The following is a 16,613-nucleotide window of genomic DNA, read 5'->3' as shown; positions in this document are numbered from 1 at the left end:
CCTCGACGGATCGTCAGTGCCGCAGCTCGTCGCCGCCCGGGACGGACGCGGGGCTCGCCGGTTCGTCGTGCGTCCCGCGCCACCGGGAGAGCGTCCGCATGAGGTGGTAGATCCCGATGGCCGCCGCTGTGCCGAGCGCGATGCCCTCGAACGCGAGGTCGCCGGGCGTCCACGAGTAGTTGGCGATACCCACCACGAGCGCGACCGCGGCGGTCGTGAGGTTGACCGGGTCGGAGAAGTCGACGCGGTTCTGGACCCAGATGCGCGCGCCGAGGATGCCGATCATCCCGTAGAGCATCGTCGTGGCACCGCCGAGCACGCCCGCGGGGATCGTCGCCACGAGCGCCCCGAACTTCGGGGACAGGCTCAGGACCAGCGCGGCGCCGGCCGCGACCCAGTACGCCGCGGTCGAGTAGACCTTCGTCGCGGCCATGACCCCGATGTTCTCGGCGTACGTCGTGGTGCCCGAGCCGCCGCCCGCACCCGCGAGGGTCGTCGCGAGACCGTCGGCGAGCAGCGCGCGGCCCGTGAGGTGGTCGAGGTCGGTCCCCGTCATCGCGGCCACCGACTTCACGTGGCCGACGTTCTCGGCGATCAGCACGAACACGACGGGCACGAACAGCCCGAGGACCGCGGGGTCGAACGTCGGCGTCGTGAACGTCGGCAGCCCGACCCACGCGGCCTCCTCGACCGTCGTGAAGTCGACCTGGCCCTGGACGACCGCGGCGACGTACCCGACGGCCACGCCGACCAGGATCGCGAGCCGCCCGAGCAGGCCGCGGAACAGGACCGTGACCAGGATGATCGCGAGCAGCGTGACGATCGCGGTGAGCGGCGCCCTCTGCACGTTCCCCCACGCGGCGGGCGCGAGGTTGAGGCCGATGAGCGCGACGATCGTGCCGGTCACGACGGGGGGCATCACGACGTCGATCCAGCGCGCACCCGCGAGGTGCACCACGAGGCCGACGACCGCGAGCAGCGCACCGGTCACGAGCACGCCCCCGAGCGCGACGGACTGGCCGCCCGACGCGGTCGCCGCGCCGATGGGCGCGAGGAACGCGAAGCTCGACCCGAGGTAGCTCGGGAGCCGGTTCCCGGTGATCAGCAGGAAGCCGACCGTCCCGATCGCGGAGAAGAACAGCGTCGTCGCGGGCGAGAACCCCGTGATCAGCGGGACGAGGAACGTCGCCCCGAACATCGCCACGACGTGCTGCATGCCGATGCCCACGGTCCGCGGCCAGCTCAGGCGCTCGTGGGGCCCGACGACGGCGTCCGGTCGGACGGTCCGGCCGTCGCCGTGCAGCTGCCATCCGACGAACCGTCGACCGGTCGTGCTCGTGCTCACGTGGTGCTCCTTCTGCTCCGCAGGGCTCAGCGAAGACTAGCGACGGCAGGGGCGGACCGTGCGGGACCGCTCGGCGTGCGCGACGCCGCCGGCGCTAGGGTGTGCTCGCCCGGCGGGGCACGACGTCGGGACCCGCCCCTGCTCCCGCCCGGAGGTCCCCGTGCGCACGCCGTCCCCGCCCCTGCGCCCGCGCGCGCCGGTGGTCGTCGAGCGCGTGCTGCTCGTCGTCGCGTTCCTCGCGGTGCACGCCTGGCTCGCCTGGCTCGGCGCGGTGCGGCTGCCGCTCGAGGCGTTCTACGACCTCGAGCTGTACCGGTTCTGGATGTGGCAGGGGCTCGAGAACGGGACGTGGCCGGTGCTCGACGGCGACTGGGTCTACCCCGCGGGGGCGCTCGTCCCGCTCCTCGTGCCGGGCCTCGTCGACACGGTCGACACGCGCACGTACATGCTCGCGTGGGCCGCCCTCGTCACGGTGCTGGACGCGCTCGCGCTGGCGCTGCTGCTGCGCCCGCGCCGGGGCGCGTCGACCGCCGGTGCATGGTGGTGGCTCGCGTTCCTCGCCGCCCTGGGACCGGTCGCGATGGGCCGCCTCGACGCGGTCGTCGCGCCGATCGTCGTCGTGGCGCTCGTGCTCGCGGCGCGGCACCCCGCGGTCGCCTCGGCGCTGCTCACGATCGGGGCGTGGATCAAGGTCGCGCCGGGGGCGCTGCTGCTCCCGCTCGTCGTGGTCGCGCGGCGCCCGTGGCGTGACGTCGTGCTGCCGCCCGCGGTCGTGTGCGCCGTCGTGGTCGGCGCGGTCGCGCTCGGCGGCGGGCTCCCGCACCTCGGCAGCTTCCTGACCGAGCAGGGCGAGCGCGGGCTGCAGGTCGAGTCGGTCGGCGCGACGCCGTGGATGGTCGCGGCGCTCGTGACGCCGGCCGTCGAGCGGCGCCTCAACGAGGAGCTCGTGACGTACGAGGTGCACGGCCCGGGCGCACAGCTCGCGGCCGACTCGCTCGGGCTCGCGCTCGTGCTCGCGCTCGCCGCGGTGACGGCCCTCCTGTGGTGGGCACGACGACGCGCCGGCACCTCGGTCGCCGTGGAGGCGTTCGTGGTGCGCGGCGCGCTGCTCGTGGCGACGACCCTCATCGTGTTCAACAAGGTCGGGTCGCCGCAGTTCGTCGGGTGGCTCGCGCCGCCCGTGGTCGTGGCCCTCGCCCTGCGGCTGCGGGGCTGGGAGGTGACCGCCGTGCTCGTGCTCGTGGTCGCCGGGCTCACCCAGGTCGTGTTCCCCACCGGGTACAACGGCCTGCTGGGCGGCGACGCGGTGGTCACGCTCGCGCTCGTGCTGCGCAACGTCCTGCTGGTGGCCCTCCTGGCGGTGACGGCGCGTGCCGTCGTCCGCCAGGAGGGCCGACCTCAGGAGGTGGGGAGCGAGGGGACCCCGCCGGACTCCACCGCGGCGATCCACGCGAGCAGGTAGGCCCGCGAGTTGCCGTCGTCGATCCACTCGTCCGAGAGCTTCTGCGCCTCGTCCCACGCCGTCGCGGCGTCCTCAGGCCCGGCGAGCGCCGAGTACGCGAGGATGTAGTCCGAGAACTTGGCCTCCCAGCCGTCCGGCGTGCCCTCCGCGACACGTGCCCGGATGCCCTCCGGGGCGCCCGCGAGGTAGCCCGAGACCGGGCTCATCGGCAGGAGCAGGATGCCGAGCATCGCGCCCGGGTCCGGGCTGAACCAGGTGGCGTAGTCACGCTTGCCGCCCCAGTTGAGCGAGACGACCTCGTGGTCGAAGCCCTCGAAGACCGGGTCCTCGAGGTCCGGGTCGGTCCAGTACGCCTTGGTCGAGGCGGCCTCGGCCGAGGTCAGCCAGGTGGCCTGCACCCCGAGCTCGTCCTGCCCCGAGGTCGCGGCCCACAGGCCCAGCCCGTTCCAGGCGTTGATCGCCTCGGAGCTCGACTCCTGGTTGTTGCCGTCCGCGAACGGCGAGGTGCCCGAGGCCCACGCGTGACCCGCGTACACGTCGAAGTTGCGCAGCTCGGGGAACCACTCGGACGCGGTGACCGCGGCGATGTCCTGCGCGAGCACGTCCATGACCGGCGCGAGCTGGTCCTTGAGGTCCTCGTCGTCGGCCGCGAGCAGGCCCGCCGCCGCGAGGAAGTACCCGTAGTGGAAGTGGTGGTCGTTGAACTCGTCCGACCCGAAGGACGGCGTGAGCCCGACGACACCCTTGGCCGCGTCGTCGTACACGAAGCAGCGTGCCTCCTCGGTCCCGCAGCGCGCCGGGTCCGCCCACTCGAGCAGGGTCTCGGTGACCTTCTCGCGGAGCGGGGCCACGACGTCCTCGGCACCGACCTGCTCGCCGAGCACGACGAGCGTCGCGGCGCGGTTGAGCGCCTTGCCGCCGAAGTACGTGTCGGACGGGAACGGGACCGTGGACTCGACGTCCTTCGCGACCTGCTCGCGGATGACCGTGAGCTTGTCCTCGGGGATGTCGGCCAGGTCGAGCTCGCCCTGCGGCTCGACCGTCGGCGCCCACGTGGTGAGCGTCGAGCCGGCGCACAGCTCGAGCGTGCCGTACACGCTCGCGTACTCGCCGATCGCGCAGTCCGCCCGCTGGGGCTGCTCGCCCAGGCGGTGGTGCGGCATCGTCACGTACGCGGACGGGGAGCCCGACGCGGTGACGTAGCCGATCGTCGTGCGGGCGACCTGCTCGTTGACGCCGTAGGACAGCTCCGACCCGACGACCGGGTCGGCCGCGGCCTCGGCGAGCGCCGTGAGCGCCTCGTCCGACGCGTCCTGCGGCAGCGGGTAGACCGTCGCCGAGGCGCCGGCCTCCAGCGTCACGCTGCTGCCCTCGAGCGCGCCCTCGGGCGTCACGAGGCCGTAGTCCGAGCCGTCGGTCGTCGCGGTCGCGACGCTCGTGCCCTCGGCGGCGGTGGCACCCTCGGCGGGCGTGAACGCCGCGTCGAGCGTGAGCGACGCCCCGGAGTCACCGGCCGTGAAGGACGCGAACGGGGAGCCCTCGGCGATGACGACGGTGCCGAGCACCGCGCCCTCGCCGTCGAGCAGCTCCATCGAGACGGTCGCGGTGTCGTACGCGCTGATGCGGACGTCCTGCGCGCCGGCGTCGACCGTCACGCCCGGGACGTGCGGCGCGACGATGGCCTTCTCGCTCGTGACCGGCTTCGGCATCCCGACGCCGAAACCGGAGTCGGTCAGGCCGAACGACGCCGGCAGCGGGAACACCGGCTGCGGCTCGTCACCGAAGACGAGCCCGCTGAACCAGCGGTTCGTGGGGGGCACGAGGCCCTCGGCGAGGCGGACGGGAGCGATCTTCGCGACCGCCTTCTGCTCCAGGCCCTCGACGAGCGCCTGGGTGTCCACCTCGGGGAGGGCTGCGTCCTCCGGACCCTCGACGCTGGCCGCTCGCGCGACCCCCGCCTGGTTGGTGCTGCCGTCCGTCCCGCGGCCTCCGAGGAGGACCACCGCGGCGACCACGACGGCGACGACTGCGGCGACGATGCCGATGACGGTCCCTCGACGGGCCGTCACTCGCCGCTCCCGAAGAGGCCCTTGACCGACGTCGAGACGTCGGTGAAGACCTCGTCCACGGAGGCGGCGACGTCGGTCACGACGCCGTCGTTCTTGAGCTGGAGCTCGGCGTTCACCGGGGTGCCCGCAGCCATGAGGCCGTTGGCCTTGCCGGAGACGAGCTTGTCGCTCTCGACGGTCACGATGGCCTGGGCCTTGCTCGCGACGGTCTGCACCTCGATGCCCGTGACGCGGCCGGCGACGGTCTGCTCGTTCGGCAGCACGATGGACACCGCGGCGTCCTCGTCGATGCGGGCGTACTCCTTGGCCGTGAGGGTGTACTCGGCCTTGACGTAGAGCGAGCCCTCCTTCTCGACCTGCGCGAGGACGGCGGCGGCGGGGACGAACGTGCCGCGCGTGGCCTCGATGCGGGCGATGGTGCCCGGTCCGGTCGCGAGGACCTCGACCTGCCCGGCCTCGTTGATCCGCTGACCGGGCGTGGGGCCGGGGGCGAACCCGATCGACACGTCGTGGCGCAGCGTGGCGCTGTCGATCACGAACAGGGGCGTGCCCTCGGTGACGACGTCACCCTGCTCGACGAGCTGGTCGACGACCAGGCCGGCGTACTGCGAGCCGACGGCGTACGTCTTCGACTCGATCTGCGCGCTCGAGCTCGTGGCGATGGCCTTGGAGTCGTTGAGGTAGAAGGTCAGCCAGGCACCCAGCGCCAGAACGGCGACGAGCCCCAGGGTCAGGCGGAATCGATTGGCCCAGGTCATGCGGCACCTCCGGTGGTAGATCCGACGAGCACGGCCTCACGCGGCGCCTCGAGCTGCGCGGTGGCAGGCTCCGGCTTCTTCTTCGCGGCGGCGTTGGCTCTCTTGTTGCGGCGCGCCTCTCCGACGGCCGTCAGGACGAATGCGCCGAGGATCACGGTGTTGGTCGCGTTCCAGGCGAGGGCGAGCGAGAAGTAGCCGTTCCCGAGGTCCTTCCAGACCGCGACGACCGTGGTGATGAGCAGGAAGGCGAAGAACCACACCTGCGGCATCATGAAGTTGAACGGCGAGCTCACGGCGCCCTTCTGACCGGTCACGTGCCACTTCTGCTCACGCTTGACGATCGCGTTCACGAGGGCACGGACGTAGATCGGGAAGGACACGGCGGCGAGCATGAGCACCTCGAACCGGAACGACCCGAGGGTGTAGAACGCCACGACGATCTGCATGACGTAGAAGCCGGCGTAGTAGAGCAGCCAGGTCCCGATCGTCAGGTCGAGGTTCATCGGGGTCAGGTTGAAGAAGATCTGCAGCGGCGGCACGAGGAGCAGCAGGAGCGGGCAGATGCCCGTCAGGTAGTGCGTCGCCGTGACGGTGTACTGCAGGCGCTGGTCCATCGTGAGCTTGCGCTTCCGCGACAGCGGGTTGTGCGTGAGCATGATCTCGAAGCCGCCCGTCGCCCAGCGCAGCTGCTGCTTGGTGTAGGCCTCGACCGTCTCCGGGGTGTCCCCGACGGCGAGCGTCATGGGGATGAAGATCGTGCGCCAGCCGCGCTCGTGGAGCATGAGCGACGTCCAGACGTCCTCGGACTTCGAGTCGGAGTACATCCCGCCGACGTCCATGATCGCCGTACGGCGGAAGATGACGTTGGTGCCGACGCAGAACGCGGCGTTGAACCGGTTACGGCCCGGCTGGATGAACCGGTAGAACACGGCCTGCATGTAGCCGGCACCGCGCGAGATGAGGTTGTGCAGGTTCCCGTAGGTCTGCGGCGTCTGCACGAAGGCCACGTCGTCGTCCGCGAAGAACGGGACGGTCTCGTAGAGGAAGTCCGGCAGCGGCACGAAGTCGGCGTCGAAGATGACGAAGAACTCGCCGCTCGTGATCGACAGCGCGTAGTTGACGTTGCCGGCCTTGGCGCCGTTGCTCGTGAGGCGGCGCACGTAGCGCGCACCGAGCTCGGCGGCCAGGTCGCGGACCTCGTCGGAGCGTCCGTCGTCGAGCACCCAGGTGAGGTGCTCGCCCTTCATCGCGACGGCGGCCGTGACCGTGCGCCGGATGGTCTCGATGTCCTCGCCGTACGTCGTGATGAAGACGTCGACCGTCACCGGGCGGTCCTTGACGTACATGCGCCACTGCTCCGGCGCGTCCTCGGCCCGACGGCGGATGATCTCCGCCATGTCGTACAGGGTGTCCTGTGCGTGGTGGAAGGCGAACCCTCGCGGGTTGTGCCCGCTGGACAGGATCGTCCACATCGACAGCAGCGCCTGGGTGATGAGGATGACCTCGGCGACGATGACCATCGAGTACGGCAGCCAGTCGCCGCGGTTGCTCGGGTTCAGGAGGAACACGGCGTAGACGAGGATGCCCGCGCTGGCGAGCAGCACGAGGAGCATCAGGGACGGCGACTGGGCCGCCTCGTTCTCCGGGTTGCGGGCCGGAGCCGTGCTCGGGTTGTCGGTCCTGCGTGGCTCGGTCATGAGCCGGTTGAACGTTGTGGTTGCCATAGAGAGCCCCCGCGGTCGCGTTTCACGTGTGGGCTTCGAGGCATTGCCTACCTCGTCGCCTGGTGCGACGGCTTCGCTGGCGTCAGATCGCCCACGGCGGGGATGCGCTGAGTGTCATCAAGATCGGAATCCGGCGAGCCGGACAGATCCGGAACATTCCCCCGTGGTAGTTCGAAGTTACAGGCGGTCGAGCGGCCCTGCCCAGGGCTCGCTCACGTGCCCTGCCTCACACGATGGTCGCCGGAAAGCGCTCTCCGTCACTTTCTGTGCAGGTCATCGACACTTCCGCCGTGCGCCCAGGATGTCGGAATTAGGCCGTTCTCATCTCACACATCGAGACAACTCACCCGTCCGGGGCGGGACTGGACGGGTGTCCAAGGCGATCCGGACGGTCGGTCGGCAACCTCGGGTCGCGCCGACGCGCGCGTTCGTCGAACGAGCCGATGGCGCGAGTCCAGCTCGCTGACCTGGACAGACGTCCACCCCTGCCGCCCGCCGCCCGCGCGCGGCCCGGACCTGTCCTGCGGGTGACCTCGCCATGGCCGGGCCATGACCAGGTGGTGTCGGGCGTGCGGTCGACCGTCGGCGCCCGTTCGCCGCCCGCGCGCGAGAGACGACGAAAGGACGAGCACGTTCCCGCCGGAAAACGGGGGCGAAAAAATGCCGCATTCGCGCGTCGCCTGCCCCGCCTCAACGCTGCGGGTGGACAGGAATGGCATTCCGCACAGGCCCGTCGACCCCGGCGCCGTGCCACGTGCACCCGGTTGCTCGGCGCCGCCACACCGGTCCGTGACGCGGCGAGGGCCCCCGTGCGGTGCACGCGGGCCCCCACGACACCCACCGCCCGCGGCTCAGCCGAGCTGCGGGGCGACGTCGCTCGCGACCAGCGCGAGGTGGTCGAGGTCCTGCAGGTCGAGCACCTGGAGGTAGACCCGCGAGATGCCCTGCTCGGCCAGCGCACCGAGCCGGTCCACCATCGCCGTCGGGGTCCCCGCGATGCCGCGCGCACGCGCCTCGGCCGCGTCCCAGCCGATCGCCGCCGCGCGCCGCTCGACCTCGGCGTCGTCCTTGCCGCCGCACAGGAGGAACGCCGCCGAGAAGATCATCGACGCGGGGTCACGGTCGATCGCCCGGCACGCGTCCCGCACCCGGTCGAGCTTGGCGCCGACCTCGTGGAGCTCCGGGAACACGATGTTGAACTCCGCCGCGTGGCGTGCCGCGAGCGCCGGGGTCCGGCGCGGCCCGTTGCCGCCGACGATGATCGGCACGCCCGCACGCGACGGGTCGAGCGGCGAGTGCTGCACCGGCTTCGGGAGCGCCGGCGAGCTCGCGAGCGTGTAGTGCGCTCCCTCGTAGGAGAACCTCTCGCCCACCGGCGTGCCCCACAGCCCGGTCACGACGTCGAGCTGCTCCTCGAGGATGCCGAAGCGCTTCTCGGGGAAGGGGATCCCGTAGGCGGCGTGCTCCTGCGCGAACCAGCCCGCGCCGAGACCGAGCTCGACGCGCCCGCCCGACATCTGGTCGACCTGCGCGACCTGGACCGCGAGCACGCCGGGGTGCCGGAACGTCGCCGACGAGACGAGCGTCCCGAGCCGGATGCGCGAGGTCTCCCGTGCCAGGCCGGCGAGCGTCGTCCACGCGTCGGTCGGCCCCGGGAGGCCGTCGCCGTCCCCCATACGCAGGAAGTGGTCGGAGCGGAAGAACGCGTCGTAGCCGAGCTCCTCGGTCGCGCGCGCCACCGCGAGCAGGTCGTCGTACGTGGCCCCCTGCTGGGGCTCGGTGAAGATCCTCAGGTCCATGCGGAGCAGCCTTTCACGGCTCCACGGGTACCGTCGGGTCGGTGAGATCCGTGCGCTGGGCGAGCGTCGCGACCGTCGTGGGCTGCGCGGTCGTGGCGCTCGTGTGCGTCGCCGCGGCCGCCCGTGGCCGCACGTGGGCGCTCGTGCCCGGGCTGGTGGCTGCGGCCGTCGGGTTCCGTGAGCTGCGCGCGCTGCAGCGCCGGGTGCGCTGAGCTGCGGCCCAGCCGGCGCGCCGCCTGCCGCGCCGCCGCCCGAGTCGGCGGAGCGCACGCACGGCGTCGCCGCCACAGCACCCGCCCCGGCGCCGCCACCCCGGCGGGCGCGTCAGACCTGGCAGACGGGGCACCAGTAGAGCTTGCGGGTCGCCATGTCCTCGACCTGCACCGCGGTGCCGCACACGTGGCACGGCAGCCCGGCGCGGCGGTACACCCAGTGGCGCGCGTCCCGGTCGACGAGCGCGCGCGCCCGGCCCGCCTCGTCGAGGTCCTCGCGCGTGAGCATCACGCCCGTGCGGATCCCGTCGGCGAGCAGCACGGTCCAGTCCTGCCAGAGCGCGCGCACGACCTCGCGCGGGACGCGCCGCCCCGGCGTGTGCGGCTCGAGGCGCGCACGGAACAGCAGCTCCGCGCGGTACACGTTGCCGATCCCCGCGACCACCGACTGGTCCATGAGCAGAGCACCGACCGCCGTCGCGCGCGACGTCACCGCGTCGACCACCTGCTCCCCCGCGGCGGCGAGCGCACCCGGCTCGTCGAACGCGGCCGGGTCCGGGCCGAGCCGCGCGGCCGCCACGGCCGCCGCACCGGGGTCGAGCACCTCGCAGGCCGTCGGCCCGCGCAGGTCGGCCGCTGTCTCCTCGCTGAGGAGCCGGACCCGCACCTGCCCGACGGGCGGCGGGGGGAACGGCAGGTCCTCGCCCGCCGGCTCCGCGAGCTCGCTCTCGCCCTCGCCGACCCGGACCGCACGGCGGGCCCGCGGCGCCCCGAGGCTCGCGAGCGGCACGAGTCCCTCGTCGAGCGGCGTGACCCGCCCGTGCAGGCCCCACGCCCCGTAGAGCCCGAGGTGGACGCGCAGCACGAGCTCACCCTCGAACTCGAGGAAGAGCTGCTTGCCCACCGCCCGTGACGCGACGAGCACGCGCCCGTCGAGCCGCTCCGCGCCGGCGGCGAACCGCCCCTGCGGGGAGGTCACGCGCAGGCGGTGCCCGACGAGGTCGCGCTCGAGCTGGCGGGCGATGCGGTGGACGGTGTGGCCCTCGGGCACGGCGTCGTCAGGCCTGTCCGCGCGGTGCGCGCCGCGGCGTCGTCGTCATGCGCCGTCCGGTCCCGGCAGCGCTCAGGGCTCGAGGATCGACGGCAGGATCACGCCGAGCGTCGAGGCCAGGATGCCGCCGCCGAAGATGAGCCCCGACTGCTGGTCGAAGCCGACCGCCATGATCCAGAACCCCGCGAGGAAGATCGCGAACGTCAGGACGAACAGGACGATGCCCTTCGCTCGCTGCGGCGTCGCCTCGTGGTCGGGAACGCCCGCACCGTCGTTCGACATCTCATGAACCCCTTCGGACCGTGGACAACCGACCGGGCAAGTCTCCCCTACCCGGACGCGAGACGCGAAGTCGGGCCCGCGCGCACCGCGGCCAGGACCGGCGGGCCGGCGGTCCGTCAGGCGAGCGCCTCGCGCGGCCCGGTGGGGCGGAGGAGCAGGTCGCGGAGGGCCCCGGCGTCCGCCCGGCGCGGCAGCCAGGGCACCGCGGGCGCGGTCCGGGGGTCCGAGCCGTAGACGAGCAGTGCGAGGAACACCCCGTAGACGGGGAGGTGGCCGACGACCTCGGTCGTGCCGAAGATCAGGAGCGTCGCGTTGAAGGGCACCATCGCCACGGGCACCGCGACCTGCGGCATCGCCCCGGACAGGACGAGCAGCCCGAACAGCAGCTCGACCGCGCCGGCGACCGCGATGAACACGTCGGGGCTGACCGTGATCCCCGCGAGCGCGAGGACGTCGAGCTGCGGGTACTCGTGCAGGGTGTTCCGCGCGAGCTCGGGGTTCGTGAACTTCTCGCTGAACGCGAGCGAGACCAGCGCGACCGCGACCCCGACGCGCAGCAGCAGCAGCGCGCTGCGCAGCCGCTCGGGGCTGGGGTCGACGCGGCCGAAGGTCCCGTCCGACGGGGGGAGCACCGCGAGGAAGCCGGCGATGCCGAGCAGCCCGGCCGTCTCGAGCAGCCCGACCGGACCGGCGGCCAGCAGCGCCGGGGGGCCGAGGAGCACGACGCCGAGCGCGGCCCAGCGCAGGCGCACCCCGGTCACGAGCCAGATGCCGACCGCGGCCTGCACGACGCCCGCGAACGCGCCGCCGGGGACCTCGTCGAGCGGGAGCGACGGCGTCAGGAACGCGCCGGTGACGGAGAACGCGAGCAGCGAGACCCCGAGGTGGATCGCCAGCAGCCGCGGGACGTAGGGCGTGAGCCGGCTCAGCGGTCGCAGGAACCCGAGCTCGGGCCGCGGGAGCCGGCGCGCGACGAGCCGCCACCCGACGGTCACCGCGACCATCACGGCGGTCAGGGCGAGCGGCAGGGCGGAGAGGAAGAAGCTCCAGTCGCCGCCGTCGGCCGGCTCGGCGAACCAGCGCTCGTGCGCCGAGGCGGGGGACGCGCCCCCGGCGAGGGTGAACGCGGTCACGGCGGCGACCCCGACGGCGCGGTGGCCGAGCGTGCGCAGTCCCGGCGTGCGCAGACGCGGCGTGCGACGGGTGGTCGCGGGAATCACGGTGGTGGTCATCGGTGGCCCCAGGTGTGTGCGGAGTGCCGGTGGTGAGCGGCACCCGCAACGCTAGGAGCTGCACACCCGTCCGGCCTGGGACCTCCGACCCGGACCGGCACGGCTGTCCCGCCGCGCGGGGGCGCCCTCCCGCAGGAGGACGCCCCCGCGGGTCAGGACCCGCTCATGCAGGCCATGAACTGCTGCGGGGTGCCGAGCACGCCGTCGTAGGTGCGCAGCGCGCTCACCGCGCCCGCCCAGGTCCGCGCGTGCGCACCGTCCGCGAGCGCCGCACCGAGCCGGAACGGCCCGGCCGCGGACGCGGACGTCGGCGCCGGGACGGCGGTGCCGCGGACCGTGTCACCCTCGCCGGGAGCGGAGGCGGAGCCGAGGTCGCACACGTTGAGCTGGACGGTGCCGGCTCCGGCGTCACGCAGGCCGGCGAGCATGACCCAGGACCCGGCGGTCACCGGGACGGCGGAGACGGCGACCGCCGGAGCGGCGTCCGCGTCGGCACCCGGGACCGTGAACGCCCAGCACTCCGCCGTGCCCTCGGGGCACCCGTCGGTGCGGGTGCCGAGCTCGAACGCCGCACCGCGCGCGCTGTCCTGGCTGACCGCGGTGCGGGCCGTGCCGGTCTCGTCGAGCCGGACGAAGGCGAGCACCGAGTAGCTCCCGGCCGCGTCGACGGCCGCCTGGGCCGTGGTGGCGGAGTCGCCGGGCTCGTCGAACAGCAGCGCACCGTCCGTCGGGCGGTTCGCGAGGTCCGCGAGCACCCCGCCGGTCCAGGTCGTGGAGGCCGAGAGCGCGAACGGCCGGGTCCCGGTGAGATCGGCGGCGACGGCACCGGAGCGCTCGTCGAGCAGCCAGCGGGCGTCGCGGGACGGGCTGTCGACCGTGAAGCGGTAGAACCGCTCGGCGCTCACGTTGCCCGCGGCGTCGACCGCGGTCAGCCGGACCCACTGCGGCCCGGCCACCGTCGGGACGTACCGGTAGGTCAGGCCCGTCTCCCCGGCCGGGAGCTCGAGGCGGGTGCGGGTCTGCAGGTCCTCGTAGAGGAACGCGACGGTGCCGCTGGCGGCCGCGGCCTCGAAGCGGAGATCCCCGGCGACGCCGATCCCGCCGGCGGTGCCGTCCTCGACGTACACGGCCGCGGCCCCGGCGACGGCGCTCACCTCGGGCGCAGCGGGCGCGGTCGCGTCGACGGCGATGCGGCACCGCACCGTCGCGCTCTTGCGGCCCTTCGCGTCCTTCGCCTGCACGCGCCACTCGTACGTCCGGCCGTCCTGCAGCAGCCCCTCCGGCACACGCACCGCGTGGTCGGCGCCGGAGACCTGCGCGGCGCTGGTCACCGCACCCCACAGGCGCTTGCCGCTCGCGCCGTCGCGCAGCGTGAACGTGGCCGTGACGGCGTCGCCGTCCGGGTCGGTCAGCGTCGCGTGCAGCACGGGCGTGAGACCACGGACCGCCACCGGAGAGCCGTCCGCCGCGCAGCGCGCGTCCGGGTCGGTCGTGCGGAGGTCGGCCGGGGCCGCGGGTGCGTGGTTCCGGGCGGGGTACGCCGCCGCTCCGCCGGCCGGCGCGGCACCCGGAGACGCCACCGCTGTGCCGGGCGCGAGCAGCGCAGCGGTGGCGAGGACGGCGCTCACGAGCGCACCTCGCCGGAGCCGGTGGGCCTTCCCCACCGGGTTGTTCCTGACCTGCATCGACACTCGCACGGCGCCCCCTTGACGCGTCCGGCCGCTCGACGCAGGACCCGGGCGGATTGCCGGTGCGGAGCGACGCCGGTCGCACGGTAGTGGACCGCGCAGACACGCGTGCGGCTTTTCGGCACGGACCCTGCGCCGCGCGCGGCGTGCCGCTGACCTGCGCACACACCGAGCAGGCGCACGGGGGGCAGCAGCGCCGGCGGGGTGGTGCAGACCCCACCCCGACACGGCGGGTACCGGCATGGTGGCGGCGGTGCACCGGGACGCACGGTGGACGGGAACACATCCGCCCCCACCGGCACGCCCCCGAGGAGCTCCCATGTCGCAGACCACCGACCGCACTCCCCGCAGCGCCCGTCCGCAGCAGCCCACCCGCATGTCGGCGCTCGCGCTCGTGTGCACGCTCGCCGCCGGCGCCGCGCTCGCCACGCCCGCCGTCGCGCTCGCCACCGGCCGGGGCGAGGACCACGGGCACGGGCACAGGCCGCGGACGGACGTCGTGCAGCAGGCGCTCGACCGGCTCGTCGACGAGCACGGGGTCCCGGCCGCGCTCGCGACGGTGACCGACCGCCGGGGCCGTGACCGCGACCTCGTCGCCGGCGTCGGCGACCTGGCGACGGGTGCTCCCGTCCCGGTCGACGGGCAGGTGCGCGCGGGCAGCAACAGCAAGACGTTCGTCGCGGCGGTGGTGCTGCAGCTCGTCGGGGAGGGTCGGGTCGACCTCGACGCGTCCGTCGAGACGTACCTGCCGGGTCTCGTGCGGGGTCCCGTCGACGGGCACGACATCACCGTCCGCGACCTGCTGCAGCACACCAGCGGCATCGGCAGCTTCACCGACGGCCCGCCGTTCGTCGTCGACGGGGTCCCCGCGCTGCGCGCCCTCAAGGACACGTACATGGAGCCGCACGAGCTCGTGGCGCTCGGGCTGGCGCTGCCCCCCACGCCGCCCGGCGCGTGGTCCTACAGCAACACGAACTACGTACTCGCGGGCCTCGTCGTGCAGAAGGTCACGGGCCGCCCGCTCGGGGAGGCCGTGACCGAGCGGATCATCGAGCCGCTGGGTCTGACGGACACCTATGTGCCCGACCGGGGCGAGCGGGCGATCCGGGGCGAGCACCCGAAGGGGTACCACGCCGAGCCGATCGGCTCCGCGCTGTTCGAGCACACCGACATCGACACCTCGTCGTCCTGGGGCGCCGGGGACGTCGTGACCACGCCCGGCGACCTCAGCACCTTCTTCCGCGCCCTGCTGGCGGGCGAGGTCCTGCGCCCGGCCGAGCTCGAGCAGATGAAGGCGACGGTCCCCATGGACCTGCCCGGCATCCCGGAGACGTGGCGCTACGGGCTGGGGCTGCAGTCGACCGAGCTGAGCTGCGGCGAGCTGGCCTGGGGCCACGGCGGGATCATCCCCGGCTACCAGACCGACGGCGGCGTCACCGAGGACGGCCGGGCGATCATGGTCGCGACGACGACCGCGCACTTCGCGCTGCCGACCGACACGGGGGTGACGGTCTCGGACGAGGTGCTCGCGCTCGTCGACACGGCGCTCTGCTCCGGCCGCTCCTGACGCCGGCGTCGCGTCGGGCCGGGCGCGACGCCGCCACGGGACGGGCCCCCGCCGCCGGACCTCCGAGGTCCCGCGGCGGGGGCCCGCTCCCCGCGCGCGGAGGCGCCGGCCCAAGATGCTCAGCATGCTGAGCAACGGCATGCTGGGTGCCATGCAGACCACGAGCACGGCCGCTGCCGCACCCGTCACGTCCCAGGACCGGGTCCGCCAGGTCACGGTCCTGGTCGGCGCCGCCGTCGCGATCGCGGGCGCCGCCGTCGGCTCCGGCGCGTTCGGCGGGCAGCCGGTCGCCGAGGCCGCGGGCGGGGCGCTCTCCGCGACCGCGACGCCGCTCGCGCCCGACTCCCCGGCGTTCTCCATCTGGTCGGTGATCTACACCGGCCTCGCGGTCTTCGCGGTCGTCCAGGCGCTCCCCCGCCAGGCCGCCGACCCCCGCCTGCGCGCCGTCTCGTGGTGGGTCCTCACGTCGATGCTGCTCAACGCCCTGTGGATCGGGGTGGTCCAGGCCGGGTCGGTCCTGGGCAGCGTGGTCGTCATCCTCACGCTGCTCGCGGTGCTCGCCGTGATCCTCGTCCGGCTCGTGCGCACCCCGCACACGGGGACGGTGACGTCGTGGGTCACGGACGTCACCGTCGGGCTCTACCTCGGCTGGGTCAGCGTCGCGTCGCTCGCGAACATCGCCGCGTACCTCGCGGACGCCGGGGTCGGCGAGCTCGGCCTCGGTGCGACGGCGTGGTCCGTGGTGGTGCTGGCCGCCGCGGCGGCTCTCGCGGTCGCGTACGCGGTCGTCGGCCGCACCCGTCCGAGCGTCGTGGTCCCGGCCGGGCTCGCGATGGCGTGGGGGCTCGCGTGGATCGGGCTCGGCCGGACGAACGGGCCGGTGCTCGACGGGACCGTGGCCACCGCGGCGTTCGTCGCCTCCGCGGTCGGGCTGCTCGCGCCCGTGGTCACCACCCTCGCGGCCCGCCGCCGGGCCTGACGCACGATGACGGGCCCGATCGTCGACGGCGAGCCCGGTCGCCCGGTGCGCCCCGCGGCGGCAGGCCGGTCCGCACCCGCGACAGGCACCCGGGCGGTGCGGGATGCTCGCGCGATGGAGCTCGAGTTCACCGGCGAGATCATCTACTGGCGCGGCCCCTCGCCGTACCACTACGTCCCCGTGCCCGCCGAGGAGAGCGCCGCCATCAAGGCCGTGGCGTCGCAGGTGACGTACGGGTGGGGCGTCATCCCCGTGCTCGCGCGGATCGACGGGACCGTGTGGGAGACGTCGCTCTTCCCGCGGGACGGGCGCTACCTCGTGCCCGTCAAGGCGGCGGTCCGCCGCGCGGAGGAGCTCGACCTGGGCGACACGGTCACGGTGCGGCTCGTCCTGGGCGCCGCTCGCTGACGGCCCGCCGGTCCCGCGCGGGAAACAGGCGGCCCGA

At 73.8% G+C, this 16,613-nt stretch carries 14 protein-coding genes; 5 read left to right on the top strand and 9 right to left on the bottom strand.

Going from position 1 to position 16,613, the window contains the following annotated elements; translation table 11 throughout:
- Positions 1–13: 13 nt before the first annotated feature.
- The gene (locus NXY84_RS03055; RefSeq protein WP_258725701.1) at positions 14–1,345 is read right to left on the bottom strand and encodes a uracil-xanthine permease family protein; all 1,332 of its coding nucleotides are present in this window, start codon (positions 1,343–1,345) and stop codon (positions 14–16) included.
- A gap of 160 nt (positions 1,346–1,505) precedes the next feature.
- Between NXY84_RS03055 and NXY84_RS03050 the strand changes: the two genes are divergently transcribed.
- Positions 1,506–2,807 (top strand): glycosyltransferase 87 family protein, encoded by a 1,302-nt coding sequence (locus NXY84_RS03050; protein WP_258725700.1) that lies wholly within the window; start codon positions 1,506–1,508, stop codon positions 2,805–2,807.
- Here the strand turns inward: NXY84_RS03050 and NXY84_RS03045 are convergent.
- From NXY84_RS03045 to NXY84_RS03030, 4 genes are all read right to left on the bottom strand, one after another.
- Complete coding sequence (locus NXY84_RS03045) at positions 2,744–4,876, bottom strand: glycosyl hydrolase (RefSeq protein ID WP_258725699.1); 2,133 nt, start codon at positions 4,874–4,876, stop codon at positions 2,744–2,746. The two genes, NXY84_RS03050 and NXY84_RS03045, sit on opposite strands and share 64 nt — an antisense overlap.
- Entirely contained in the window at positions 4,873–5,634 is a 762-nt protein-coding gene (locus tag NXY84_RS03040) for an HlyD family efflux transporter periplasmic adaptor subunit (RefSeq protein ID WP_258725698.1), read from the bottom strand. The genes NXY84_RS03045 and NXY84_RS03040 overlap by 4 nt, the downstream gene beginning before the upstream one ends.
- Positions 5,631–7,358, bottom strand: a complete 1,728-nt coding sequence (locus NXY84_RS03035) for a glycosyltransferase family 2 protein (RefSeq protein ID WP_258725697.1) — start codon at positions 7,356–7,358, stop codon at positions 5,631–5,633. The genes NXY84_RS03040 and NXY84_RS03035 overlap by 4 nt, the downstream gene beginning before the upstream one ends.
- Before the next feature lie 851 nt (positions 7,359–8,209).
- Positions 8,210–9,157: an LLM class F420-dependent oxidoreductase gene (locus NXY84_RS03030; protein ID WP_258725696.1), complete on the bottom strand. Its 948-nt coding sequence runs from the start codon at positions 9,155–9,157 to the stop codon at positions 8,210–8,212.
- Between the two features lie 41 nt (positions 9,158–9,198).
- Here NXY84_RS03030 and NXY84_RS03025 point away from each other — a divergent pair, with 41 nt between their 5' ends.
- Complete coding sequence (locus NXY84_RS03025; protein ID WP_258725695.1) at positions 9,199–9,369, top strand: hypothetical protein; 171 nt, start codon at positions 9,199–9,201, stop codon at positions 9,367–9,369.
- Between the two features lie 112 nt (positions 9,370–9,481).
- Here NXY84_RS03025 and NXY84_RS03020 read toward each other — a convergent pair whose 3' ends face one another.
- The 4 genes from NXY84_RS03020 to NXY84_RS03005 all read right to left on the bottom strand — a co-directional run bounded on the left by NXY84_RS03020 (position 9,482) and on the right by NXY84_RS03005 (position 13,562).
- The gene (locus NXY84_RS03020) at positions 9,482–10,420 is read right to left on the bottom strand and encodes an Fpg/Nei family DNA glycosylase (RefSeq protein WP_258725694.1); all 939 of its coding nucleotides are present in this window, start codon (positions 10,418–10,420) and stop codon (positions 9,482–9,484) included.
- A 72-nt stretch (positions 10,421–10,492) separates the two neighbouring features.
- On the bottom strand, positions 10,493–10,702 hold the full coding sequence (locus NXY84_RS03015; protein ID WP_034627781.1) for a hypothetical protein: 210 nt from the start codon (positions 10,700–10,702) through the stop codon (positions 10,493–10,495).
- A 116-nt stretch (positions 10,703–10,818) separates the two neighbouring features.
- Positions 10,819–11,934 (bottom strand): hypothetical protein, encoded by a 1,116-nt coding sequence (locus tag NXY84_RS03010; protein ID WP_258725693.1) that lies wholly within the window; start codon positions 11,932–11,934, stop codon positions 10,819–10,821.
- 152 nt (positions 11,935–12,086) lie between these two features.
- Positions 12,087–13,562 (bottom strand): LamG-like jellyroll fold domain-containing protein, encoded by a 1,476-nt coding sequence (locus NXY84_RS03005; RefSeq protein WP_258725692.1) that lies wholly within the window; start codon positions 13,560–13,562, stop codon positions 12,087–12,089.
- 379 nt (positions 13,563–13,941) lie between these two features.
- Between NXY84_RS03005 and NXY84_RS03000 the strand changes: the two genes are divergently transcribed.
- The 3 genes from NXY84_RS03000 to NXY84_RS02990 all read left to right on the top strand — a co-directional run bounded on the left by NXY84_RS03000 (position 13,942) and on the right by NXY84_RS02990 (position 16,576).
- Entirely contained in the window at positions 13,942–15,189 is a 1,248-nt protein-coding gene (locus NXY84_RS03000; RefSeq protein WP_258725691.1) for a serine hydrolase domain-containing protein, read from the top strand.
- 124 nt (positions 15,190–15,313) lie between these two features.
- Positions 15,314–16,168 carry a TspO/MBR family protein gene (locus NXY84_RS02995; RefSeq protein WP_258725690.1) on the top strand — a complete coding sequence of 285 codons (855 nt, stop codon included), beginning with the start codon at positions 15,314–15,316 and terminating at the stop codon, positions 16,166–16,168.
- A 114-nt stretch (positions 16,169–16,282) separates the two neighbouring features.
- Positions 16,283–16,576, top strand: a complete 294-nt coding sequence (locus tag NXY84_RS02990; protein ID WP_258725689.1) for a DUF1905 domain-containing protein — start codon at positions 16,283–16,285, stop codon at positions 16,574–16,576.
- Positions 16,577–16,613: the final 37 nt, after the last annotated feature.

The organism is Cellulomonas sp. NS3, assembly GCF_024757985.1.
Lineage (GTDB): Bacteria > Actinomycetota > Actinomycetes > Actinomycetales > Cellulomonadaceae > Cellulomonas_A.
The sequence above is the reverse complement of the archived record's forward strand: the minus strand, read 5'-3'. Positions and strand labels throughout refer to the sequence as shown.